We start from the raw sequence: 23,952 nt of genomic DNA, 5'->3' as shown, positions 1-23,952 counted from the left end.
AGCGCTTCTGCTCTATTTTTACTTAAACCAGCCACTCCGTCGAAACCACCGGAACATCCCAAAACCAACTACCAGCATAAACAGCAGCACACCAAAATAACCATACTTCCACTCTAGTTCAGGCATCTTCACAAAGTTCATCCCGTAGATCCCGGCGATAAGCGTCAGCGGCATGAATACGGTGGTGATTACCGTTAGTGTTTTCATAATCGAATTCATCCGGTTGGAATTGAGTGAAATGTAGCTGTCACGCAAATCCGCTGTCATTTCCCGATCAGCCTCAATCATATCGGAGAGTTTTAGCAGATGGTCATAAATATCGCCAAAATAAATCCGTTCCTCGCCATTGCTCTGGACATGCTGTGAATTCACGATCCGGTACATCAAGTCGCGCATCGGCACAATCGTCCGCCGCATTTTGAGCAGCCTTCCGCGCACGCCAAACACCTGGCTCATCAATTCCTCAACTGACTCACTGCTGCCGCTGCTCTCCAGATCCGCAAGCTCGTCCTCTAAACTGTAGAGACATGGAAAATACTTGTCCACCAGCTTGTCCATCACCGTATATGCAGCTGCCATCGGCCCACCCGACCAGCCTTTTCGACTATGTATTTCGCTCTTCACCTGTTCCCACGCTTCATTCATCTCTGCTTTTTCCTGATGGTGATAGGAGACAAGAAAGTTCGCGCTTAAAAATAGGTCAACCTCCTCAGCATCCAACGTCCGCTCATTCAGCGCATGCAGCACAAAAAACTGCACATTCTCATAATGATCCAGCTTCGGCCGCTGCAATACATGCATACAGTCCTCTATCGCCAAGGGGTGAAAATGAAAATATTGATCCAGCAAAAGCGTTTCTTCTGGCGTAGGCGTAGCAAAATCTGCCCATATCCAAGCATAATCCTCCAGCCGGATATTTTGCAGAGGGATCTCTGTCAGCACCTCACCTTTATGTGTGACAACAAGTGTACGTATCATAAATGTTCCTCCGCTTCATCTTCTTCCACGCCTCTATTGTACAGCAAGAAGACAACTCTTCCAAAAAGCAAAAAACATAGCCAGCAGCACCGCTCAAGCTAGACTAAGAAACATTTGGTGCTTCGTCGTTCGTTAATGCTCGATTCATTTGTGTAAGGTTGGTTGTGCGGGGGGCGAGCTGTCCTTATTCTCTGCTGTCGGTATCGGGTTTATGAGTGAGATGAATTCATAGCTGTGAATTACTATCGCTATTTTTACTAATTAGTTGGTGAAAAGGTGCTCATAAGGGATAGTAAACAACCCTTCGATCGTAAGCAGACTGACCTTGATTTCGCAAAAGGTTGAGTCCCTCGCCTCGCGTTCATTTACCGTAAGTAACATATGTTTTACTTTGGGCTGATAGTGACCGTGGGATAGGGATGCAATTCTTGACTGTAAAGTTGAGTGCAAGTGGGAATTGTGAATATAGTGATGCTCATGGACGGCAGAAAAAGCAGGGAGAAAGAGAATAGGGTTGGGTTGGGTTGGGTTGGGTTGGGTTGGGTTGGGTTGGGTTGGGTTGGGTTGGGTTGGGTTGGGTTGGGTTGGGTTGGGTTGGGTTGGGTTGGGTTGGGTTGGGTTGGGTTGGGTTGGGTTGGGTTGGGTTGGGTTGGGTTGGGTTGGGTTGGGTTGGGTTGGGTTGGGTTGGGTTGGGTTGGGTTGGGTTGGGTGCACTGGATTCCGTTGAAATGTATTACGTCGGACTGGGCTGAGTTAATTTGGGCTAGGTTACTTTATGCAGGGCTGGACTTCGGTGCGCTGGATTCTGCTGAAATAAGGTAAATTGGACTGAGTTGAGTTATTTTGGGCTAGGTTACTTTGTGCAGGGCTGGACTTCGGTGCGCTGGATTCTGCTGAAATAAGGTAAATTGGACTGGGCTTAGTTATTTTGGGCTGGTCCACCTTCATTCAAGTCAGGTTACGTCATTCTAAGACATTTATGCCTTTATTTCTGCTTCTTCGACGCTATTCCACGAATTGTAGGGCATTTATGCCCTTATTTCTGCTTCTTCGACGCTATTCCACTAATTCTAAGGCATTTATGTCTTTCTTTTTGCTTCTTCGACGCTAGTTCACCCATTCTAAGGCATTTATGCCTTTATTTCCGCTTCTTCGACGAAGTGTCCCTAATTCTAGGGCAATTATGCTCTTCTTTTTGTCCCCACCCCGAATTTCGTAAATTCAGCGGGATTTATACTGTACATTCCCCCTCCGACGCCAAACTTCGTCACTTCTACGGGATTTATACCGTACATTCCCCCTCCAGCTCTAAACTCCGTCATTTCTACGGGATTTATACCGTACATTCCCCATCCATCGCCAAACTTCGTCACTTCTACGGGATTTATACCGTACATTCCCCCTCCGACGCCAAACTTCGTCACTTCTACGGGATTTATACCGTACATTCCCCCTCCAGCGCCAAACTTCGTCATTTCTACGGGATTTATACCGTATATTCTTCACTCTCCTCATGTCCAAACAACAAAAAAAGATGTCCGCAGCCCAATGGCTAACTGACATCTTTATTAAAGGGTGTTTAAAAAATGATTTTGAAAATCAGACCTGCTAATACCGCACTGATTGGAATCGTGATGAACCAAGTGACCACAATACGTCCGGCTACTCCCCATTTCACTGCAGAGAAACGTTTGGCAGAGCCTACCCCAAGGATCGCTGATGTGATCGCATGCGTTGAGCTTACTGGCAAATGCAGCAGCGTTGCTGAGAAAATAACAGATGCCGCGGAAATATCAGCCGCGAAACCGTTAATAGGTTCGATTTTGAAAATCTTCGTACCCATAGTCTTAATAATCTTCCAACCACCGATGGAGGTACCGAGCGCCATAGCCGTAGCTGCAGCTATCTTAACCCACAAAGGGATAACATCCATAGTTTCTTGACGTCCTGAGGTAACGAGTGCAAAAGTAATGATCCCCATCGCTTTTTGCGCATCATTCGTACCATGTGTGAACGACTGTAACGCTGCCGTAAGGACCTGCATAGAGCGGAAGCCCTTGTTGACCGTATGTGGACTACGCTTAGCAAAGATCCATTTCAGGATGGTCATGATAATATAACCAATAACAAACGCAATGATTGGGGAGAAAATCAGTCCTTCGACAATTTCCACAAACCCGCCCCAATTGATGTGTGCTGAGCCTGCCCCCACGTATACTGCACCCGCTAAAGCGCCGATCAGTGCATGAGACGATGAGGATGGAATTCCGAGCCACCAAGTAATCAAATTCCAAATAATCGAAGCAATCAGCGTGGCTATTATGATATCCAACCCATTTTCAAGCAAGGTCGGGTCGGTGATACTTCCGCCGATTTTTTTGGCCACACCTGTAAACATCAAGGCCCCAACAAAGTTCATCAGTGCTGCCATAATAATTGCTGTTCGCGGTTTTAAGGCACGTGTTGAGACAGAGGTAGCAATTGCGTTGGCCGTATCATGGAATCCATTGATAAAGTCAAACGCAAGCGCGAGAAATATAACAATTCCAAGAATCCATATAGATGTTTCCATATTCTAGTACCCCTTATGAGTTGCGCATGATGATCGATTCCAACATGTTGGCTACATCTTCACATTTGTCTGTAGTGGTCTCGAGCCGCTCATACAGTTCCTTGCGTTTAATCAGCTCAATCGGGTCTTTTACAGTTTCGAACAGGACCTTAGTACAAATACGCAGCACTTCGTCCCCTTGATTCTCAAGGTCATTTAGACGGATTGTATATTCACGAATCGCAAGCAGCTTCTTCTGGGAGAGCAAATGAACCGCTTTTTGGATTTCATAAGCACACTGGCGAAGAATTTCGGCGAATTGCACAATGTATTCATCCGGGTCAAGAAGGTTGTACATATAGAAACGTGAGGCGGATGCCTCCAGACCATCGATGACATCATCCATGCTTGTGATCAAGTCCATAATGTCGTCACGTTCAAGCGGCGTAATAAACGTCTTGTTCAATTCTTTGATGACGGTGTGCGTGTAAGTATCACATTGGGATTCGTACTTTTTCATCTCTGCAGCGAAATTATCGACATTATTCCGGAGATCAGTGATATTCTGAGCAAAATAATCTGCAGCTTGGACAATAGTATCGGCCATATTTTCCAGCGTCTCAAAGAATATGTCCTTTTTTCTCAACTTCATTGTTTTAAACCCCTTTACATAAAATTACCGTGAATACAGAGCCACTCATATGTAAAAAGCATGAAAATGAATGACAACCCTTGTTATCTTATCATATCCGTACAAGGTATAGAAGCTATAGAAATGAACTTTTTTACACTCTATTAACACATACCCATTATTCCGAACACAAATCTGTATAACACTGGATATTCCGACTTTCTTATGTTGTACCATCCGCCCCGCCATATACCACATGACTGCTAAATGAAGGTGCATTAGGGACCACCAAAATATGGGTAATTCCTGGATACATCAGCTCTTCTTTTCCATCCCTCACAAAGCGGATCACATCCCCTGGTTCACGCGACCATCTGCCTTTGGTGACCTGTCCCCGCTGAAAAAGCAACGCTTCCCCGCCAAGCTCCACATCAATCTGAAGTCTTCCGACATCATCAAGCACTTTATGATCGGCTCCAATAACCATCACATTGGCCGCTTCCACCGGATTATCGTTATTTAGATCCAAATGAGGTTTGTCATTCACATAACGCTGATAGGTCTGACGTTTAGGATCATATTTATAGTCAACTTTATAACTTTTGAGCAGATAGTTTATGCTAAATTCAGCGGCTTTCTCTCCGTCCGCCGGTATGTAATCTGGATTGTTAAAAAGATACCCGGGTACCTTCACACTTTGCGCAAACCCAAGCTTCTCGGCACCTTCCCGCAGTTTGGCTGCGTTGCTGTACAGGTTATGAGGTGCTTTTCGCGCTTTATCCCGCCAAAAATAAGCTCCGGCACGGCCGATCTCGTCCATATCTTCTTTTTTCTCTTTTTGCAAAATGGCGTAAGCTGCCGGACTTCCTCCTGCATGCACCGTCACACCACCGTAGCTCTCGCCAATATCCAGCAGATAGGGGCGGATGCTGCGAATCGGTCCGATTTTCACCACACCTGTATGGCTCTGAAAAATACCAATCAAACGCGTAATGCCACCTTCGGCAAGAATCTCATACAAAATATCTGCTTCACTAACCCCCGATTGCGGCCGGGCGGCAGGAGCATTATTTATCATTACGGCCAAGGGACGTGGAAGACTGTCTTCAGAAACTGGAAGACCTGTTAATCCGGATACGAGCTCAGCAGCGGGATCAATAGTAGGTGAGGGTTGAATCGTTTCGATAGGCGTGGGCTCTGCGGTAGGCTGCTGTGTCGGGGTGATCTCATTATTTGCACTCTGTGTTCCGCAAGCGGAGAGCAATAGGGTGGTCAATACAATGGCAGATAACAGACGGGAAGAAGAGCAATTTACTTTCATAAGCTTGTAGTTCCTCCTAAACGTTTTATGAAACTCACTGATTCCTTCCATTTAATCACAGTCAGTCCCATTTGTCTTGATCACCTTCTCCCTTTTTTCATAGCGAGCATAAGGAAATTTTATAGCATGGAATAGATAAATTCTCATATTAAAAAAAGGGTACAGCCATTGGGGCTGCACCCTGCGGGTCTCTTATTCATTCAGTTAGTCTAGCTTCCAGCAATTAAGACTTAATGTCCCATACTGATAAGCCTGAAAAATCCGCTCTGCCTTCCTGCTGCCATCCGCTGTTCCCATCGCGTAAAAGAGAGGTGCAAAATGCTCTCTTCCATAAGAAGGAACCGCATCGCGTACATGTGGAGCTTTTTTCTCATACGCAAAAAGTGAAGGCAAATCCCAGGCTTCTAGTCCCTTGGCAATCCAGGCATCGAATTCAAGTGCCCAATCCTCAGGCTGCTCACTTTCACTTAGCATCCGCAAGTTGTGAACAAGTCCACCGCTTCCAATCAGCAGTATGCCTTCGTCACGAAGCGGTGCTAACATCCGCCCGATATTGTACTGCTCCTTGGGAGAGCGCAGGGAATCGACGGATAAAGCAACTACCGGAATGTCGGCGTTCGGGAACATTTTTTTCAGTATCACCCAGACTCCATGATCGAGTCCTCGCCCCAGAACGGGCTGATGTGATAGATTGTTATCCTTGAAGAGCTCAGAAATCCGTCTTGTTAGGGCCGGATCGCCCGGGGCCGGATAGGTCAGCGTGTAAACTTCTTCAGGGAATCCGTAGAAGTCATGCTGTGTCTCGTGCAGTTCATCAACGGTAAGTAGCTGTTCAGGGCTATCCCAATGCGCTGAGAAAACTACTATACCGCGTGGCGCTTCAAGTTCTTGACCAAGCCGCTCCAGAAAACGGGTATACTCGTTATCCTCCAGTGCGAGGAGCGGAGAACCGTGCGCAATAAAAAATGACGGTAATTTCATAGGATGCCAACCTCCATAACCCAGTATATGGTGTGCATCTTTATTTTACCGCTTATTGCAAGTTAATGCGAATAAAAACCTTCTCCTAAATCATCCAATTCTGCCACTCTGTCTGCAGATGCTCTTGTTCGTTCATCCATTCTATAGTCCGCTTAAGCAGCTGCTGCTGCGCCGGTCCAGAAGAAAAGGTGTGATCCCCTTGAAAAATGATCTCTTTATCGCAACGTCCTTCGGGACGTGTCCAGAACAGCTTCTGATAAAGAAAAGCGTAATCCACCGGAATGACATCATCAGAGGTGCCATGAATGACCAGTACATCGCCGCTAAATTTGCTCGCTTCTTGGAAGGGCTGAAAAGCCGCCAAAGAATTAAAATATACCGGCGTAAACGAGTAGCCCACATAATCGGCTGATCCATTCTTCACAGCACGATCATACGCCTCCCGCCCTACAATTTTCACAATATCATTGAAAGGATAACCAACAGAGGCCCATAACACGAGATTCTTCACGCGGCGATCGCGAATACTTGTCAGCAGCGCCACCGCGCCACCCAGGCTATGGCCAATCAGCGTCACGCGCTGTGGGTCCACATCAGCAGAGCTAATTCCGTAATCAAGCACCGCTCTAGTCTGAGCGATCATCGATTCCATATCTTCGCCGCCATAATTCCCGCTGCTCTCGCCGCAGCCCACATAATCAAAACGAATAACCATATATCCCTCTTGTGCCAGCTCACGAGCCGCCTTCACAAAAATCCGGTCTACGCCAATCCGATTCCCCACAAATCCGTGGCAGATCACGGCTAATGGCAGTCTATCCTTGCAACGCGAAGAGGTTCCCTTCTCTTTGTTCGGGTAATGTATGCTCGCCGTCAATTCTTCTCCGTTATGCCGGATTACAATATTCCGTTCCATTGCCGCATCCTCCTATAATTATATTTATATTTATATTTATAATTTAATTTATTTTAATTTATTAGAATTCCGATTAACTTAGTATGAATTATAATCTAATTATAAAGATTTCGTTCATATTGTCAACAGCAAGGGGACAATTCTTAATAAACGCACGGAGTATTTGGGCATTAGAGTCTGCGCGACAAACAGGGTGTCCTGTAAGTCATGAGGATGCTCTGGGGCACCCACGTCGAGTGGATTGGAACCGCCAATCCGGGATTCAGCAGCTCTATCGGATTCAGTAGCTCCAGCAGACTCGGCTGCTCATCGGACTCAGTAGCTCCAGCGGACTCAGTAGCTCCAGCGGACTCAGTAGCTCCAGCGGACTCAGTAGCTCCAGCGGACTCAGTAGCTTCTGCGGACTCAGTAGCTCCAGCGGACTCAGTAGCTCCAGCGGACTCAGTAGCTCCAGCGGACTCAGTAGCTCCAGCGGACTCAGTAGCTCCTTCGGACTCAGTAGCTCCAGCGGACTCAGCAGCTCCTTCGGACTCAGTAGCTCCAGCGGACTCAGTAGCTTCAGCGGACTCAGAAGACCCTATTCGCAGATTTAGCACACTTTTTGAATTCTATCGGACCCCATAGTCGCTATCACCCTGTAAAACAGCAAATAAGAGCTACTTTTCGAGCAATAGCGTCACTGGGGTCCGAAACTGTGCTGAAAAGGCGATAATTTGGCTAATAACGTCATCTGAGTCCGAAAGATGGATGCTACGACAACCGGGGGTCTGGGGGTGCTTGAGGTTTGGGTTTGGGTTTGGGTTTGGGTTTGGGTTTGGGTTTGGGTTTGGGTTTGGGTTTGGGTTTGGGTTTGGGTTTGGGTTTGGGTTTGGGTTTGGGTTTGGGTTTGGGTTTGGGTTTGGGTTCGGGTTCGGGTTTGAGAACCCCACCAAAAAACACACAGCAGCGATCCCCAGTATCGGAGGATCGCTGCTCTATTGTTTTTTCGAGATGAATGACCAGGGTTGTTAATCAATCGTAGCTGTCGTTAAACATCTCATGGGTTTCATGGGTTTCATGGCTGCCTTGCCAATTCTTAAGCAGGCCCTCGGGGGGATCTTCCGCGGAAATCCCGCTGCTGAATCCATCGGATTCAGCAGGCTCTATAGGACTCAGAAGACCCTATTCGCAGATTTAGCACACTTTTTGAATTCTATCGGACCCCATAGTCGCTATCACCCTGTAAAACAGCAAATAAGAGCTACTTTTCGAGCAATAGCATCACTGGGGTCCGAAACTGTGCTGAAAAGGCGATAATTTGGCTAATAACGTCATCTGAGTCCGAAAGATGGTGGATGCTACGACAACCGGGGGTCTGGGAGCTCTGGAGTTCCCGGGGTTCTGGGGTTCCGGGGTTCTGGGGTTCCGGGGTTCCGGGGTTCCGGGGTTCCGGGGTTCCGGGGTTCCGGGGTTCCGGGATTCCGGGGTTCCGGGGTTCCGGGGTTCCGGGGTTCCGGGGTTCCGGGGTTCCGGGGTTCCGGGGTTCCGGGGTTCCGGGGTTCCGGGGTTCCGGGGTTCCGGGATTCCGGAGTTCCGGAGTTCCCGGGGTTCCCGGGGTTTCAGAACCCCACCAAAAAACAAAGAGCAGCGATCCCCAGTATTGGAGGATCGCTGCTCTGTTGTTTTTTCGAGATGAATGACCAGGGTTGTTAATCAATCGTAGCTGTCGTTAAACATCTCATGGGTTTCATGGCTGCCTTCCCAATCCTTAAGCAAGCCCTCGGGAGCATCTTCTGCGGAATCCCACATGCTGAATCCATCGGAGCCGCCCCAATCCCCCATTGAATTATTGGGCGTAGGCTCGAAACCGTTGCCCATGGATCTTCCCTGTTCTTTCTTGTTCTCATGTTCCATAAAGCTCCCAACCTTTCCCAATGCTATATTGATCAAGCAACAACATTATCAGTGTTCACTCTTCTAAAAGGATTATGCATATCGCCATAGAAATGGTTGTCCTTGCGTAGACCTGTCATGCAAACGTATACTCTAGGTTAAAGACTATACCGATTAACAACACTGGAGGTTTACATCCAAATTATGAAAGTGAAAGATATGATTAAGGAAAATAACGCCCTGCGTGAGCAGTTGACGCCCTTCAATCGCTCCTATTTAGAAGATATGATTCTTGCGGTGCGGGCCAGTCGAATTGAACCCCTGCGCGGAGAAGAACTTTTGCTGGATGCGGCCAAGCTGCTGTTGAAGGAACAACGTAAAGGGAAAAATGCCAAGCAAGTATTCGGCGAGAATCCGCACGATTATTTTAAAGAAATCATAGACAGTGTTCCCGGGCGCCCGATGCGCAGTAAATGGAACTATTACTTGATGATTCCCTGCGCAGCTCTGACCTGTCTTTTTGGGATATTGGCAATTGGTGGACTCTTCTTCCAATGGACTGACGATTCACCTGGAATGTTCGGACAGATCAGCCTTTTCACCCTGCTCGCTGTGGGAGTAGGCTCCATTATCTTAATTGAACTCATTATGAAATGGATGTCTTCCTTGTCGGAAAGCGATGCCCCCAGTGCCAAACCTTTTGATATAAAAAGCCTTGGCATCTATATTGGCATCGCAGTAGCTGCTGTATTTATCGGTATGTTCCTCGATCGGTTATTTCCGGTCATTACAATATCCCCGTGGGTAAGCTTAATTCTGTGCATCATTGGGGGGTTGGGACTGAAATTTATATTTTTCAAAAAATAAATACCTAGGCTGAAAACTTTATTCCATCCGATAGATAGGGGGAAACTTCCATGATTAAGAAGCATTATATTCTCTACTCCGTTCTAGCTATAGCCTTAGGGCTAGGCATAGTGCCCAGTGCTATTCACGCCGAAGGTGCTACCAGCCCTCATGGGGAAGGCGCTAAGGCAATAACCCAAGCAGCTAGCAATAATCATGCAGAGGCTGTCTATAAAGCTGCGTTACCGCTGTTATCTACCTCTGACAAGTTACCCGAAGCCATAAAATATTTGAACTCCAATATGTATGCGGTAGGTTCGTATCGTGCAACAATGATGACGCTGAAGCTTGAGAATCTGCATAAAGCTGCGCTGCAAGCCTGGGAAAGTAAATTCAGTACCAGCACTGTCCAGCGGAAGCTCACCGCCATTTATAAAGCAGGCGCCAGCATGTCTTCTCTTGCCGCTATTACTGATGATCTCCAACTGCGTACACTGCTGAAAAGTGCCAGCGAAAGCGGATATAAGCTGGAGACAGCAGAGGGTACTTTTTTCCCGGTGATCGATTATGGGGCTTACCGCAAGTACAAGCTATACGTCACCAATGATATCAGCGCTTATATTACCATTATGGCCACCGAATCGGACCTGCCCTCTTCCAAGGACAACGGGCTAGTTATCGCCTGGACTGAGGTAGCAGCCAGAGCTTTATCTCAAGAGCAATTCATTCAAAATCATCCGAAATCAAACCGAATTTCTGCTGTAAAAGCCTTGTATACTATGTATGTGAATAATACGTTTTACGGCCAGAATAACACTCCTCTCTTCCATTATGACAATCTGGAAATGGATTTGGAGGCGCAAAAGGCTTACTCCAGTATTCTGACCAAAAATAATGACAACAGCCCATTTCTACAAAAGCTGGATAGCTTCATGAAATTAATGAAAGATAATAGCTATAAATTGACCGATGAGGTCGAGCAATATCGTAAGACTTCGTTACCTCTCTAATAAAGAAACCACAAAAGCCCGTCCCTGAAATGAATAGGGACGGGCTTGTTTATGTTCGTTAACGAGATTATTAAGTCTATGAGAGAATTAAATAAGGATGTTAAAGAGATTAGAATCCTTATTGATCTCTACATAATCGACGCCCTTCTGCTGCATCCGTTCGATGAGAGGTTCGTAGGCATCCGTTGACAATAATTCAATGCCCACAAGCGCGGGACCATTTTCTTTATCATGCTTCTTGATATACTCGAAACGGGTAATATCATCGTGAGGTCCAAGGATTTCGCCCAAGAACTCACGCAGCGCACCTGCACGTTGCGGGAAGTTCACCATGAAATAGTGTTTTAAGCCTTCGTAAATCAATGAACGCTCTTTGATCTCCTGCATCCGGTCAATATCGTTGTTGCCGCCGCTTATGATACAGACAACTGTTTTGCCGCGGATTTGATCACGATATTGATCAAGCGCTGCGATAGGCAGCGAACCTGCTGGCTCAACCACTATGGCATTCTCGTTATATAGTTCCAGAATCGTGGTACAAGCTTTACCTTCAGGCACCATCACGATGTCATCCAAATGACGGGAGCAAATATCATATGTCAGGCCACCAACACGTTTTACAGCCGCTCCGTCCACGAACTTATTAATTTCCTTTAGAGTCACCACTTCTCCCAGCTTGATCGCTTCCGTCATAGAAGCTGCTCCGAGTGGCTCCACACCAATCAACTTGGTAGAAGGACTAACTGTCTTCACATAGGTGGCTATGCCCGCTGCCAAGCCGCCTCCACCAATGGTTACGAACATAAAGTCTGCAGGGTTGTCCAGACTCTCCATCACTTCCATTGCAATGGTGCCGTTGCCCGCAATGATTCGTGGCTCATCAAAGGGATGGATCAACGTCATCCCATGATCTATACAAGCTTGCAGTGCTTCATCATAAGCGTCATCAAAGGTATCTCCCTTCAGAATGACCTCAACAAACTCACCGCCAAACCGCCGCACCTGCTTAACCTTCTGGTTAGGCGTAGTGCTTGGCATGTAGACCTTGCCTTTAATTCCAAGCGCCTTACAGGAATAGGCTACGCCTTGTGCATGGTTGCCCGCACTCGCACAGACAATCCCTTTTGCTCTATCTTCTGCTGACAAACTACGAATCATATTATAAGCTCCGCGGATTTTGAAAGAACGTACAATCTGCAAATCCTCGCGCTTCAAATACACATCACAATCATACTTGGCTGACAGCACAGCATCACGTTGTAGGGGTGTCCGGATTATGACTTCACGCAGTACGTGATGAGCCCGCACAATATCTTCCATTCCTACGATTCGGTCTTCCTCTTCTCTCATAACCCTCTCGCCTCACTATCTATCTGTTATTCTACTTCTTGTAACATACTCTCCCGAGGACATTTTTTCAAGCATCCTAATCAGTGATAAAGAAAAAGAGACTAAAGGAACCCTATAGTCTCTTACTAATATTTGCTATCCCTACGCTATGAAACCTACTAGTCCTGTTGCTTCAGCATCCACTTCACCAGGTCTGGTAAGCTTGTCCACAAACGTGAATGTACAATAACATATTCGATAGCCTCGTTAGCGTCACCCACGCCTACAAAATCAGGCAGGTTATGCGGCAATCTTTTGATACCTAACAGATAATCCGGCACATGCTTGTTCACATTCTTCGCCACGCGGTAGAGCATTTTGAGCTGGGAAGTAATCCCGTTCTTCTTATATTCTAAAACCATACGGTCATATGCTACTGTTGCTGCTGCATCCTTGCCGAACTTCTCCAGTACCTTCTCGGTCTTCTTAAGCTTATTAGTGTAAAGGTACGTTGCCGTTAGAAGGTAACGTGCACCTGTGTTATCTTCTGGGTTCAATTCTAGAATGTGCTCCAGCGTCTTTTGTGCTTCTTCTGCATTTCCGCTAAACCAGCAGGAGTCAGCGTAGCTTTTGCAAATTCGAATGTACGAACGTGTCTCGTAAAGACCCCAGAAATGTCCTTTGTTCTCAGTGAAAAAGGCTTCTCCAAGCTCACGCGCACCCGCTTCCATCCCCACTTTCAGATAAGCACGGGCATCTGCTTCATTCTCGGCTTCCTCAGCCAAAATGAGATAGGCGTCCGGACTGTCCGGATAAACTTCCAATGCCGCTTCTGCTAGCTGGATCCGACGATTGGATGCTTTAGTTTCCATTGCTTTTTGCAGCAAAGCCTGTTCCTGATCCTTCGGAGTGCCTGAAACGTTGAGCAAAAGTAATTCTTCCTCTGCCCCGCCCATGCCGTACTGTTCGATATAATTAAGCATCTCTTTAACTTTTCTGGAGATGGTAGGTGCAGTAACCTCATGTTTGATCGCTAGATCAACTTGAGTTTGAAGGAATCCATATTCCTCAGACAAGATAAACTCGATAGCTGCACAGAAAGAGCCCATTTTCTTCACTGCAGGCTTGATGTGACGGGAATAACCATTCCATAGAACCAGACCTTCCCAGATTAGCTCCCGGTCATAGCTGTCTCTCATGGTCTCAATAAGATGCAGAGCCAATTGTTCATGTGCCGGATGCTCCCATTTCAGATCACGTGACACCTTTTTTTTGAGCGTAGTTAGGGTAAGCTTAGCTTCAGGAATTGCTGCCGCTTCTGGTTTCTCGGCCACAGCCACAGTAGCAGCGGATTCTTCCGTTGTTACCAGTCGCATGATGGATTCCACTGCAGAAGTTTCTTTCCCTAGGCAGCATTTCTTATATTTTTTCCCGCTTCCGCAAGGACACATATCATTTCTTCCAATCTTACTCAAAACGAATTCCCCCTTAAATCTGTGAGTAGCCATTCGCCATAAGCGTATCGCTAGTATGCACTATAAGTATCAACATTTTCAGGCACGAGGCATCCTTTATAAGGTTACTGCACAAAGTCTGAAGGACTCCGATTTAAAAGGGCCTTCCCATGATCGGAAAGGCCCTTATCTGTATATATCCGCACATTTTCCCCCGTACGTGTAGTATTATAGCACTTCTTCTATCACTTGTCAGTCCTTTTTTAGGACTTAAAGCGCAAAAAATTGCTAGATACAGTGCTTTATCCTTATACCAGAGCCTTCATAGCGATGTCGCTGCGATTCTGTTTCCCGGAAAAAGAGATTCCTTCAGCCCTAGCATAGGCTGCTGAACGAGCTTCGGCAATCGTAGCACCCAGGCCTACCACGCCTAAGACCCGTCCGCCGTTCGTTACCCAGCTGCCATCTGCCCCCCGTGCTGTACCGGCATGGAAGATCAGCCCTCCTTGGCTGTCTTCAAGCCCTTCGATCGGCACTCCCTTAGGATAAGAGCCTGGATATCCTCCAGAAGCGAGAACCACGCACACAGCTGCTTCGTCGCTCCATTCAATGTCGATATCCGCAAGTCTACCCTCGGTTACTGCCAAAAAGATTTCTAACAAGTCGCTCTTCAATCTAGGCAGCACGACCTGTGTCTCCGGATCCCCAAACCGGGCATTAAATTCGATGGTCTTTGGTTTACCTTCTGGAGAAATCATCAGCCCTGCGAACAAAACGCCGCTGAAAGAACGGCCTTCAGCTACCATAGCCTTGGCTGTTGGCTTAATGATGGTCTCAATCGCTTCTTGGATAATCGCCTCGTCGATATGCGGCAGAGGCGAATAGGTACCCATTCCACCGGTATTAGGACCCTTATCTCCATCGTAAGCGGGCTTATGATCCTGAGCGGCAGCCATCGGGCGAACTGTCTCTCCATCAACAAAAGCCAAAATCGACATTTCTTGACCCGCTAGGAACTCTTCAATGACAACCTGAGCGCCAGCTTCACCAAACACTTTGGTTACCATAATATCAGCTAGTGCCTGCTCTGCCTCTTCCCGTGAATAGGCAACGGTCACGCCTTTTCCTGCGGCAAGCCCATCTGCCTTGATTACGATCGGCAGCGGTTGCTCGCGTAAGTAAGCCAGTGCAGCTTCATAGCCATCAAATTTTTCATAGGCTGCTGTCGGAATATTATATTTGTGCAAAAGATCCTTCATAAAGGTTTTGCTGCCTTCGATCTCAGCTGCATTCTTGCGCGGACCAAACACAGGAATAGCCTGTGCTTCAAAAGCATCCACAATGCCCCCTGCTAACGGATCATCCGGTCCGATTACAACAAGACCTACTTCCTTCTCTTTGGCAAAAGCCGTCAGACGGTCGAACTCAAACACACCGATAGGCACACATTCTGCTAGCTGCGCGATCCCGGCGTTGCCGGGTGCGCAATAGATTTTACCAACCTTTGGGCTTTGGGACAGGCTCCAAATAATCGCATGCTCCCGGCCGCCGCCGCCAACCACTAAAATATCCATTAGAATAAAATCCTCCCAGCGTTCTAGTGTTTGAAATGACGGACGCCTGTGAAGACCATAGCAATTCCATACTCATTCGCGACCTTGATCGATTCTTCATCTTTAATGGAGCCGCCTGGCTGAATAACTGCGGTAATGCCTGCTTTGGCTGCCATTTCAAGTGTATCTCCCATTGGGAAGAAGGCGTCAGAGGCAAGGACTGATCCTTTGGACTTCTCGCCAGCTTGTTCAATCGCAATTTTTGCCGCGCCAACGCGGTTCATTTGCCCTGCACCTACGCCAACTGTCATATCATCCGCCGCTAATACAATCGCATTAGATTTCACATGCTTAACTACCTTCCAGCCGAACAACAGCTGTTTCAATTCTTCTTCGGTTGGCTTACGGTCCGTAACAACTTGCAGATCATCCGGGTTCACAGAATGCACATCGCTCTCCTGTACAACCATTCCTCCATCAATAGAGGTAACTACGAAGCTGCTCTTACGCGCGTTAGCCGTGCTGAGATTGCCGATTTTGAGCAGACGCAGGTTCTTTTTCTTCGTAAGGATTTCCAGTGCTTCTTCCGTAAAGCCTGGCGCCAATACGATTTCGAGGAAAATCTCTTTTAGCAGAGTAGCAGTGTCCGCGTCGATAATCCGGTTAGCGGCTACAATTCCGCCAAAGATAGAGGTTGGGTCTGCGTTGTAAGCTTTTTGATAAGCTTCGTATACACTTTCACCGACACCTACACCACAAGGATTCATATGTTTAATGGCTACGACAGCAGGTTCTTCAAATTCTTTCACGATTTGCAGCGCTGCGTTAGCATCGTTGATATTGTTGTAGGATAATTCTTTGCCATGCAATTGCTCAGCTGCTGTAAGAGTATCCCCCGCAGCCAAAGGCTTGCGATAGAAAGCCGCTTTTTGATGCGGATTCTCGCCATAGCGCAGATCCTGAATTTTCTCATAAGTCACGGTGTAGCGCTCAGGAAGCGGTTCGCCAGTAACATTAGCCAAATAATCGGAAATTAAGGCATCGTAAGCCGCCGTATGACGGAACACTTTTGCCGCAAGACGTTTGCGTGTTTCCAGCGTTGTATCTCCACCTGCGCGAACCTCTTCAAGCACTGTAGCATAGTCGTTAGCATCTACCACTACACTTACAAAAGCATGGTTCTTCGCCGCAGAACGCAGCATCGTCGGTCCGCCGATATCGATATTCTCGATGGCTTCTTCATACGATACATCCGTTTTAGCAATGGTTTCCGCGAACGGATACAGATTTACTACTACCAGATCAATGTAGTCCAGACCAAGCTCTTTCATTTGACGCGTGTGTTCCTCATTGTCACGAACCGCTAGCAATCCGCTGTGTACAGCCGGGTGCAAGGTTTTGACACGTCCATCCATGATTTCCGGGAATCCTGTAACATCGGAAATACCGATGACTGGAACACCTTCCTTAGCCAAAAGCGTGCTTGTTCCACCTGTGGAAATAATCTCTACGCCTAATGCAGACAACTCGCGGCAAAAATCCACGATACCTTGTTTATCCGATACGCTAACTAGCGCTCTTTTGATACTCACTTTGAATAGTCCTCCTTCGGGTTGTACGTGCGATTTAATGTGATGACATCTAAAAGCTTGGGAAATTACTATAAGAAAGAATCTGACTCTATTACCTACTACACGACACATAATGCCGCTTATGCAATATTTCCCGAGAAATACCCTGAAATCTCTCCGCCTGTCACCAAATGTCGATCCAAAACTTCGAATGGCTACAGTGTGGCTTACTTTTCGCGGATAATCGTCTTTCTTCCACTCAGTTCCACTTTCCCGCTGGCAAAAGCGCCAACCACTTCAGGATACAACTCATACTCAACCTTATGAATCCGTTCCGCCAATGAATCTGCCGTGTCGTTATCCAACACAACTACGCTACGCTGAGCAATAACCGGCCCGGTATCCATACCTCCATCGACAAAATGCACAGTGACTCCCGTCAGCTTCACGCCATAATCCAGCGCTTGTCCGATCGCATCCTTTCCAGCAAAAGCAGGCAGCAGCGATGGGTGAATGTTAATAATCCGACCCGCATACGGCGTTAAAAGCACTGGTGTAATGAGGCGCATATACCCTGCCAACACAACCAGCCCGATTTCCCGCCGCTGAAGCTCTGCTACAATCTCTGCTTCGTAGAGTTCACGGCTGGCGAAGTCTTTTGGCCGCAGCAAGAGGGCGGGAATTCCCGCATCCTCCGCACGTTGTGCTACAGGCGCTTCCGGCTTGTCCGAGACAAGCAATTCAATCCTGCCGTCTCCAAGCAAACCTGCTTTCTGTGCCTCGATCAGTGCTGCAAAATTGCTGCCCTGCCCCGAAGCAAAAACAGCGATTCGACTTGATTGCATCACACTTCAGCTCCAGTAAAGGTTACTTTGCGTTCCCCTTCTGTTACTTTACCAATGATATACGCCTCTTCTCCGCTAGCTTTAAGCAGTTCAAGAGCGCGTTCTCCATCAGCAGCGCTAACTACCAGAACAAGACCAATTCCCATATTAAAAGTAGTGAACATATCACGGTTGCTTACGTTTCCTTTGTCTTGCATCAATCCGAAGATTGGCAGAATCGGCCACGATCCGTAATTGATCTCCACGTCTACATTATCAGGCAATACGCGTGGGATATTCTCGATAAATCCGCCACCCGTAATATGAGCCATACCTTTTACCGGAAGCTGCTCCAGCAGTGCCAGCAAGGGCTTCACATAAATCTTTGTTGGTGCAAGGAGCACATCCGCGAGCGGAGCGCCAAGCTCAGGAAGCACGTCATTCAGATCATAACCCTCTTGCTCAAGCAAAAGCTTACGCACCAGCGAGAAGCCATTGCTGTGCACACCACTGGAAGCCAGACCAATCACTGTGTCGCCAGCAGCGATGTTAGCGCCTGTTACCAGCTTCGCTTTGTCAGCTACGCCCACTGTGAATCCAGCGATATCATATTCACCTGCTGAATACATACCCGGCATCTCAGCCGTTTCGCCGCCAATCAGTGCACAACCCGCTTGGTGACAGCCTTCAGCGATTCCAGCTACGATAGCTTCGATTTTCTCCGGCACCACTTTGTCGCAAGCCAGATAGTCGAGGAAAAAGAGTGGCTCTGCACCTTGCACTACAATGTCGTTCACGCACATAGCTACAGCGTCAATGCCAATTGTGTCATGGCGATCCGCCGTGAACGCGATTTTGAGCTTTGTGCCTACACCATCGGTTCCCGATACAAGCACTGGCTCTTCATATTTATCTTTATTGAGGCCAAACAGCGCTCCGAACCCACCAAGATCCGTCATTACTTCTGGACGGTAAGTACGTTTTACGTGCTTTTTCATGCGTTCTACCGCTTCATTACCAGCGGCAATATCCACTCCGGCGTTTTTATAAGCTTCCGACACTATTGGACACCTCATCTTTTAATAGTTTAGAGCGCGTTTGGGCGCATTCGGCTTTTGGGTGATTGTAGGGGAGTTACTGCGAGGAATGTTTGGACTTCCGATCGCTGTTATGGTTGGATTTCCTGATTCGAACCGCTCTTCGCGGTAGAAATCCAACCATAAAGGCGAACGCTACGCTTCTACAGTTCCAAACTTCCTCTCCATAACTCCCTCCAACCACCGGTTTGTCCCTACTGCAAGCCGCAGTGCGCGCCTTGCACACGGACCTCAAGACCTCGGTGCATGAGCTGCGCCATGCACCTTCTTAAGCGAAACAAGCGAGTACCGCATTTGCGCAGCAAACAGGAACCAGCTTGGGAAGCTGCTCTTGGCGCTTAGGGTGCAACCGAGCGCCACCTTAGCGAGACAAGCGGCCCTCGTATTTGCGAAGCAAACAGAGGGAAGCTTGGCGAGCCAGTCCCGGCGGCGGATGCAGCCGGGGGGCGGAGCGCCGTAAAGCGTGTCCCGTCCGTGCGCAGCACACAGGGACAAAGCGAGCACTCGTACCCAAGTCTTCTTAGCAAGTTATAACCTAACTCCTACCGCCGAGCTTTCGGGTGGCCGGAGGGCAGAGCCCTTCGGAATCCCCCTTTGAAAGGGGGACTTAGGGGGATGTCAACACGAGCAGCCATCTTTCTCTGCCCCGCCAAAATCCACCTGCGTCGGGTAATCATTATCAAAGCAAGAAAGGCAAAGTCCGCCTTTGTAGTCGTCTTTGTTGTGTCCACCAATGGAAGAGATTAAGCCTTCCGGCGACAAAAATGCCAAGGAATCGGCGTTGATCTCTTCGCACATTTCCTCAATGGTCTTGTAGGACGCGATGAGGTCGCGGCGGTCTGGTGTATCAATGCCGTAGAAGCAAGGATTCTTGAACGGTGGCGAAGTAATCCGCACATGCACTTCAACAGCTCCCGCTTCCCTAAGCAGATTGACGATTCGGCGTGAGGTCGTGCCACGAACGATAGAATCATCGATCATAACGACACGTTTGCCATCAACTACGCTGCGCACGGCGCTCAGCTTCATCTTCACACCTTGCTCACGCAGTTCTTGGCTCGGCTGGATGAAGGTCCGTCCAGTGTACTTATTCTTAATGAGCCCAAGCTCATAAGGAATTCCCGTTTGCTCGGCATACCCGATGGCTGCTGAAATACTGGAATCCGGCACACCGGTTACGAGATCAGCATCGACAAAAGCTTCCAGTGCCATGCGGCTACCCATCCGCTTACGGGCGGAGTGCAGGTTAGAGCCGTTCATATCACTGTCTGGGCGTGAGAAGTAAATATACTCCATCGCGCACAGCGCTTTACGTTTGGGTTCGGTAAAACGGTCCTCTAAGAGGCCGTTTTTGTCGAGGACAAGCAGTTCGCCCGGCTCAATATCTCGAACCAGCTGTGCCCCAATGACCTCTAATGCGCAGGACTCGGAAGCAAAAATATAAGCTTCACCAATCCGTCCCATCACTAGCGGACGCAAGCCATGGGAATCTGAAGCGACAATTAACTTATCATTTGTCATAAGCAGAAAAGCAAACCCGCCAACGAGCTGCTGCAGCGCATCTTTTGCCGCTTCAACAAAATCCTTTGGCGAACGGGCAATCAGATGCGCCAGCACTTCTGTATCACTCGTAGTTTGAAAGATCGATCCGCTTTGCTCCAGCTGTTTGCGGATCAACGGTTCATTTACTATGTTGCCGTTCGTAGCAATCGCCAAATCGCCGTCACGATATTTAAATACCAGTGGCTGCGCATTGGTTAAGCGACTGTCTCCACTAGTGGAATAACGTACATGCCCAATGGACATATCTCCAACCAATGAGGCAATTTTGTCCTTGTCGAATACTTCTTTTACTAACCCCATCCCGCGGTGATAGTTGAAATCGCGACCGTCTGCTACGCAGATTCCCGCACTTTCTTCTCCACGGTGTTGTAAGGCGTGTAAGCCGTAATAAGACATGGACGCCGCTTCCGGGTGTCCGAAGACCCCGAAAACGCCGCATTCTTCTTTTAATGTGTCAAAAATATCTCCCGAGCCCGTTCCTTCATTGTAAAAGTCACCAGTCCACAGGATAGGAGTCTCCTGCTCTTTCCCGGTCTTTATTTCATAAGACATGGAATAGCATCCTCCCAAACGAATTTCAATTCTGCTACAGCTTCATCTAGTGCGGACACACCGTCCAGATTTACGCGCAGTCTGTCTCCACCTACAGTTCCGATGATCTCCACGGGAACACCGCTGGCTGCAATCGCTGCTTTCAGCTCTTCCGCACGTTCAGGAGCGGCTGTCAGCACAATGCGTGATTGGCTTTCGCTAAACAATGCTACATCAGATCTAAGACCGTTAGCTGAAAGCTCAACGTTCGCTCCGATTCCACCGCTGATACAGCTCTCTGCAAGCGCTACAGCAAGTCCACCTTCGGACAAGTCATGCGCGGAACGCACCAGACCGCCACGAATTGAGGTAAGGACTACGTTCAGCAGTTTTTTCTCAGTAGCCAAATCCAAAGCCGGAGGACGACCTTCGGTCACACCATGAACAGCATATTGGAATTCACTGCCGCCCAGCTCAGCCTTGGTCACTCCCAGCAGAAGGATGGAATCGCCTTCTTGCTTGAACCCTTGAGTCGTAATATGATCCGTGTCCGCTACTAAACCAACCATGCCGACAACCGGCGTTGGATAGATGGAACCCGTAGTATTTTCGTTATAAAGACTGACATTACCACCGATAACCGGAGTATCCAGCACACGACATGCTTCAGCCATACCATCAACCGCACGCTCCATTTGCCAGAACACATCAGGCTTCTCAGGATTTCCAAAGTTCAGATTATCCGTAATAGCCAGCGGTTCAGCACCGGAACAAACGATGTTACGTGCCGCTTCGCTGACTGCAATACGTCCACCCACTTCAGGATCAAGATGAACATAACGGCCATTACAGTCTGTAGTCATCGCAAGTCCTTTACGAGTACCATGAATGGTAACTACAGCCGCGTCAGATCCAGGACGTACAGCTGTGCTCGTCCGCACCATGTAATCGTATTGATTGTATACCCATGCTTTACTTGCTACGGTTGGTGATCCAAGTACTGTACGCAATGCACCGCCCAGATCCGTAACTTCCTCATAACGAAGGGTATCTACCTTTTCATTCGCAATATAATAAGCAGGAACCTCAGAAGGTTTGTTATATACTGGACACTCATCCACGAGCGCCGTTACTGGCATGTCACCAACAACCTCGCCGTGATGATACAATTTCAAGCGGCCATCATCCGTAACTTTACCGACTTTACAGCAGATAACACCCCAGCGGTCAAAAATCTCTTGTGCCTGGGCCTCATCCTTCGGCTCAACGACGAACAACATCCGTTCTTGTGATTCTGAAAGCATCATTTCGTAAGGCGTCATGCCCTCTTCACGTTGTGGCACCTGATCAAGATACAGCTCCAGACCGTTGCCTGCTTTACTTGCCATCTCCGCACTAGAGCATGTAAGACCCGCTGCACCCATATCCTGAATCCCGATAACGATGCCGCTGTCGATCAGTTCTAGACAAGATTCCATAACGAGCTTTTCCATAAATGGATCGCCGACTTGTACAGCGGTACGTTTAGCTTCTGATTCCTCACTAAGCTCTACCGATGCAAAAGTAGCACCATGAATTCCATCACGTCCTGTAGGAGGGCCTACATAGAAGACAGGGTTGCCTACACCCTTAGCTACACCACGTTGGATTTTGTCATGATCAATTAGACCGACACACATTGCGTTAACAAGCGGGTTACCGTCATAGCTATCATCGAACATGATTTCGCCGCCAACCGTTGGAATCCCGATACAGTTACCATAACCGGCAATACCAGACACAACATGCTCGAACAAATACTTCACTCGATCACTTTCCAGCTTCCCGAAACGTAGTGAATTGAGGATTGCGATAGGTCTGGAGCCCATGGAGAAAATATCACGAATGATCCCGCCGACACCCGTTGCCGCACCTTGGAAAGGTTCTACCGCTGAAGGGTGGTTATGACTTTCGATTTTGAAAACAACCGCTTGGTTGTCACCGATATCTACAATCCCTGCGCCCTCGCCAGGTCCCATCAGGACACGTGGTCCGGAAATTGGGAAACGTTTCAGGAGGGGTTTGGAGTTCTTATAGGCACAGTGCTCCGACCACATTACGCTGAATACGCCGATTTCAGTATAGTTCGGCAAACGTCCCATAAAAGACTTGATCAGCTCATATTCGCTGTCCGACACACCGAACTGGCTGTAAATTTTCTGCTCCGCAATCTGTTCTGCGGTCGGTTCCTTAACGGATACTTGCTGCGTCATGACGATCCCTCCAAGTCTTCAGTATGGATGTAAACATTCTTTTGCCATCTTCTGAACCAAGTAAACTATTAGCCGCGCGCTCAGGGTGAGGCATCATGCCAACCACATTCCCTTGTACGTTACTAACACCCGCAATATCGGCTACGGAGCCGTTAGGGTTATCGCTATAGGTAAACACGATCTGATTGTTAGCTTTCAGCTCTGCTAAAGTCTCGTCATCACAGTAGTAGTTGCCTTCACCGTGTGCGATTGGGATAATGATTTCTTCATCTTTAGCATAGTCAATAGTAAATGGGGTTTCATTATTAACAACCTTAAGCACTGTATCGTGACAGCGGAACTTCATCGACATGTTGCGGCGAAGCGCACCTGGCAGCAAACCAGCCTCAGTAAGAATTTGGAACCCATTGCAAATGCCTAGCACGTATTTCCCTTGCTCTGCTGCTTTAGCAACTTCCGCCATAACAGGAGCAAATCTCGAAATCGCGCCACAGCGCAGGTAATCACCATATGAGAATCCGCCTGGAACCAAAATGCAATCATACGCCGACAAATCCGTCGCTGTATGCCACACATAATCGACTGGTTCGCCGAGACTGTCCTCTACCGCCTTGTAGCAATCAATATCACAGTTGGAGCCTGGGAAGACAAGTACAGCAAATTTCATGTCGT

The 23,952-nt window shown here is 48.0% G+C and carries 21 protein-coding genes; 3 read left to right on the top strand and 18 right to left on the bottom strand.

Features of this window, described 5'->3' with window-relative positions:
- Positions 1–18: 18 nt before the first annotated feature.
- Positions 19–978 carry a magnesium/cobalt transporter CorA gene (corA, locus tag MKY54_RS03395; RefSeq protein ID WP_076136897.1) on the bottom strand — a complete coding sequence of 320 codons (960 nt, stop codon included), beginning with the start codon at positions 976–978 and terminating at the stop codon, positions 19–21.
- A gap of 459 nt (positions 979–1,437) precedes the next feature.
- Between corA and MKY54_RS03390 the strand changes: the two genes are divergently transcribed.
- The gene (locus tag MKY54_RS03390; RefSeq protein WP_339189471.1) at positions 1,438–1,800 is read left to right on the top strand and encodes a hypothetical protein; all 363 of its coding nucleotides are present in this window, start codon (positions 1,438–1,440) and stop codon (positions 1,798–1,800) included.
- Positions 1,801–2,159: 359 nt separating this feature from the next.
- Here the strand turns inward: MKY54_RS03390 and MKY54_RS03385 are convergent, their stop codons facing one another.
- The 8 genes from MKY54_RS03385 to MKY54_RS03350 form a co-directional block, all read right to left on the bottom strand.
- A complete protein-coding gene (locus MKY54_RS03385; RefSeq protein WP_339189469.1) occupies positions 2,160–2,453 on the bottom strand; it encodes a hypothetical protein in 294 nt (97 codons plus the stop codon).
- 104 nt (positions 2,454–2,557) lie between these two features.
- Positions 2,558–3,550 (bottom strand): inorganic phosphate transporter, encoded by a 993-nt coding sequence (locus MKY54_RS03380; protein WP_036686873.1) that lies wholly within the window; start codon positions 3,548–3,550, stop codon positions 2,558–2,560.
- Between the two features lie 13 nt (positions 3,551–3,563).
- Positions 3,564–4,181, bottom strand: coding sequence for a DUF47 family protein (locus MKY54_RS03375; RefSeq protein WP_036686871.1), 618 nt, complete (start codon positions 4,179–4,181; stop codon positions 3,564–3,566).
- Positions 4,182–4,383: 202 nt separating this feature from the next.
- Complete coding sequence (locus MKY54_RS03370; RefSeq protein ID WP_076104156.1) at positions 4,384–5,481, bottom strand: DUF3048 domain-containing protein; 1,098 nt, start codon at positions 5,479–5,481, stop codon at positions 4,384–4,386.
- Between the two features lie 204 nt (positions 5,482–5,685).
- On the bottom strand, positions 5,686–6,462 hold the full coding sequence (locus tag MKY54_RS03365; protein WP_038568677.1) for a class III extradiol ring-cleavage dioxygenase: 777 nt from the start codon (positions 6,460–6,462) through the stop codon (positions 5,686–5,688).
- Between the two features lie 85 nt (positions 6,463–6,547).
- Complete coding sequence (locus MKY54_RS03360; protein WP_076195105.1) at positions 6,548–7,378, bottom strand: alpha/beta fold hydrolase; 831 nt, start codon at positions 7,376–7,378, stop codon at positions 6,548–6,550.
- Positions 7,379–7,548: 170 nt separating this feature from the next.
- Positions 7,549–7,974: a hypothetical protein gene (locus MKY54_RS03355; RefSeq protein WP_339189467.1), complete on the bottom strand. Its 426-nt coding sequence runs from the start codon at positions 7,972–7,974 to the stop codon at positions 7,549–7,551.
- 1,096 nt (positions 7,975–9,070) lie between these two features.
- Complete coding sequence (locus tag MKY54_RS03350) at positions 9,071–9,271, bottom strand: hypothetical protein (RefSeq protein WP_036680885.1); 201 nt, start codon at positions 9,269–9,271, stop codon at positions 9,071–9,073.
- 183 nt (positions 9,272–9,454) lie between these two features.
- Between MKY54_RS03350 and MKY54_RS03345 the strand changes: the two genes are divergently transcribed.
- The gene (locus MKY54_RS03345; protein WP_339189464.1) at positions 9,455–10,117 is read left to right on the top strand and encodes a DUF1129 family protein; all 663 of its coding nucleotides are present in this window, start codon (positions 9,455–9,457) and stop codon (positions 10,115–10,117) included.
- Between the two features lie 50 nt (positions 10,118–10,167).
- Positions 10,168–11,106 (top strand): hypothetical protein, encoded by a 939-nt coding sequence (locus MKY54_RS03340; RefSeq protein ID WP_339189461.1) that lies wholly within the window; start codon positions 10,168–10,170, stop codon positions 11,104–11,106.
- An 87-nt stretch (positions 11,107–11,193) separates the two neighbouring features.
- Here MKY54_RS03340 and ilvA read toward each other — a convergent pair whose 3' ends face one another.
- The 9 genes from ilvA to purQ all read right to left on the bottom strand — a co-directional run bounded on the left by ilvA (position 11,194) and on the right by purQ (position 23,947).
- Positions 11,194–12,456: a threonine ammonia-lyase IlvA gene (gene ilvA, locus MKY54_RS03335; protein WP_076104158.1), complete on the bottom strand. Its 1,263-nt coding sequence runs from the start codon at positions 12,454–12,456 to the stop codon at positions 11,194–11,196.
- Positions 12,457–12,614: 158 nt separating this feature from the next.
- Positions 12,615–13,910: an SEC-C metal-binding domain-containing protein gene (locus MKY54_RS03330; RefSeq protein WP_339189458.1), complete on the bottom strand. Its 1,296-nt coding sequence runs from the start codon at positions 13,908–13,910 to the stop codon at positions 12,615–12,617.
- A 287-nt stretch (positions 13,911–14,197) separates the two neighbouring features.
- Positions 14,198–15,463: a phosphoribosylamine--glycine ligase gene (gene purD, locus MKY54_RS03325; protein WP_076142419.1), complete on the bottom strand. Its 1,266-nt coding sequence runs from the start codon at positions 15,461–15,463 to the stop codon at positions 14,198–14,200.
- Positions 15,464–15,486: 23 nt separating this feature from the next.
- Positions 15,487–17,034 carry a bifunctional phosphoribosylaminoimidazolecarboxamide formyltransferase/IMP cyclohydrolase gene (gene purH, locus MKY54_RS03320; RefSeq protein ID WP_339189455.1) on the bottom strand — a complete coding sequence of 516 codons (1,548 nt, stop codon included), beginning with the start codon at positions 17,032–17,034 and terminating at the stop codon, positions 15,487–15,489.
- A 206-nt stretch (positions 17,035–17,240) separates the two neighbouring features.
- Positions 17,241–17,858, bottom strand: a complete 618-nt coding sequence (purN, locus tag MKY54_RS03315) for a phosphoribosylglycinamide formyltransferase (RefSeq protein WP_076128467.1) — start codon at positions 17,856–17,858, stop codon at positions 17,241–17,243.
- Positions 17,858–18,898 (bottom strand): phosphoribosylformylglycinamidine cyclo-ligase, encoded by a 1,041-nt coding sequence (purM, locus tag MKY54_RS03310; protein WP_339189452.1) that lies wholly within the window; start codon positions 18,896–18,898, stop codon positions 17,858–17,860. The genes purN and purM overlap by 1 nt, the downstream gene beginning before the upstream one ends.
- Positions 18,899–19,552: 654 nt before the next feature.
- The gene (gene purF / locus MKY54_RS03305; RefSeq protein WP_036680905.1) at positions 19,553–21,049 is read right to left on the bottom strand and encodes an amidophosphoribosyltransferase; all 1,497 of its coding nucleotides are present in this window, start codon (positions 21,047–21,049) and stop codon (positions 19,553–19,555) included.
- The gene (gene purL / locus MKY54_RS03300; RefSeq protein ID WP_339189449.1) at positions 21,034–23,280 is read right to left on the bottom strand and encodes a phosphoribosylformylglycinamidine synthase subunit PurL; all 2,247 of its coding nucleotides are present in this window, start codon (positions 23,278–23,280) and stop codon (positions 21,034–21,036) included. The genes purF and purL overlap by 16 nt, the downstream gene beginning before the upstream one ends.
- Entirely contained in the window at positions 23,258–23,947 is a 690-nt protein-coding gene (purQ, locus tag MKY54_RS03295; RefSeq protein WP_036680909.1) for a phosphoribosylformylglycinamidine synthase subunit PurQ, read from the bottom strand. The genes purL and purQ overlap by 23 nt, the downstream gene beginning before the upstream one ends.
- Between the last annotated feature and the right edge of the window lie 5 nt (positions 23,948–23,952).

Source organism: Paenibacillus sp. FSL P2-0121, from assembly GCF_037975345.1.
Classification (GTDB): domain Bacteria; phylum Bacillota; class Bacilli; order Paenibacillales; family Paenibacillaceae; genus Paenibacillus_AQ; species Paenibacillus_AQ odorifer.
Note: the sequence above shows the minus strand (reverse complement) of the source record. Positions and strands in the feature narration are given on the sequence as shown.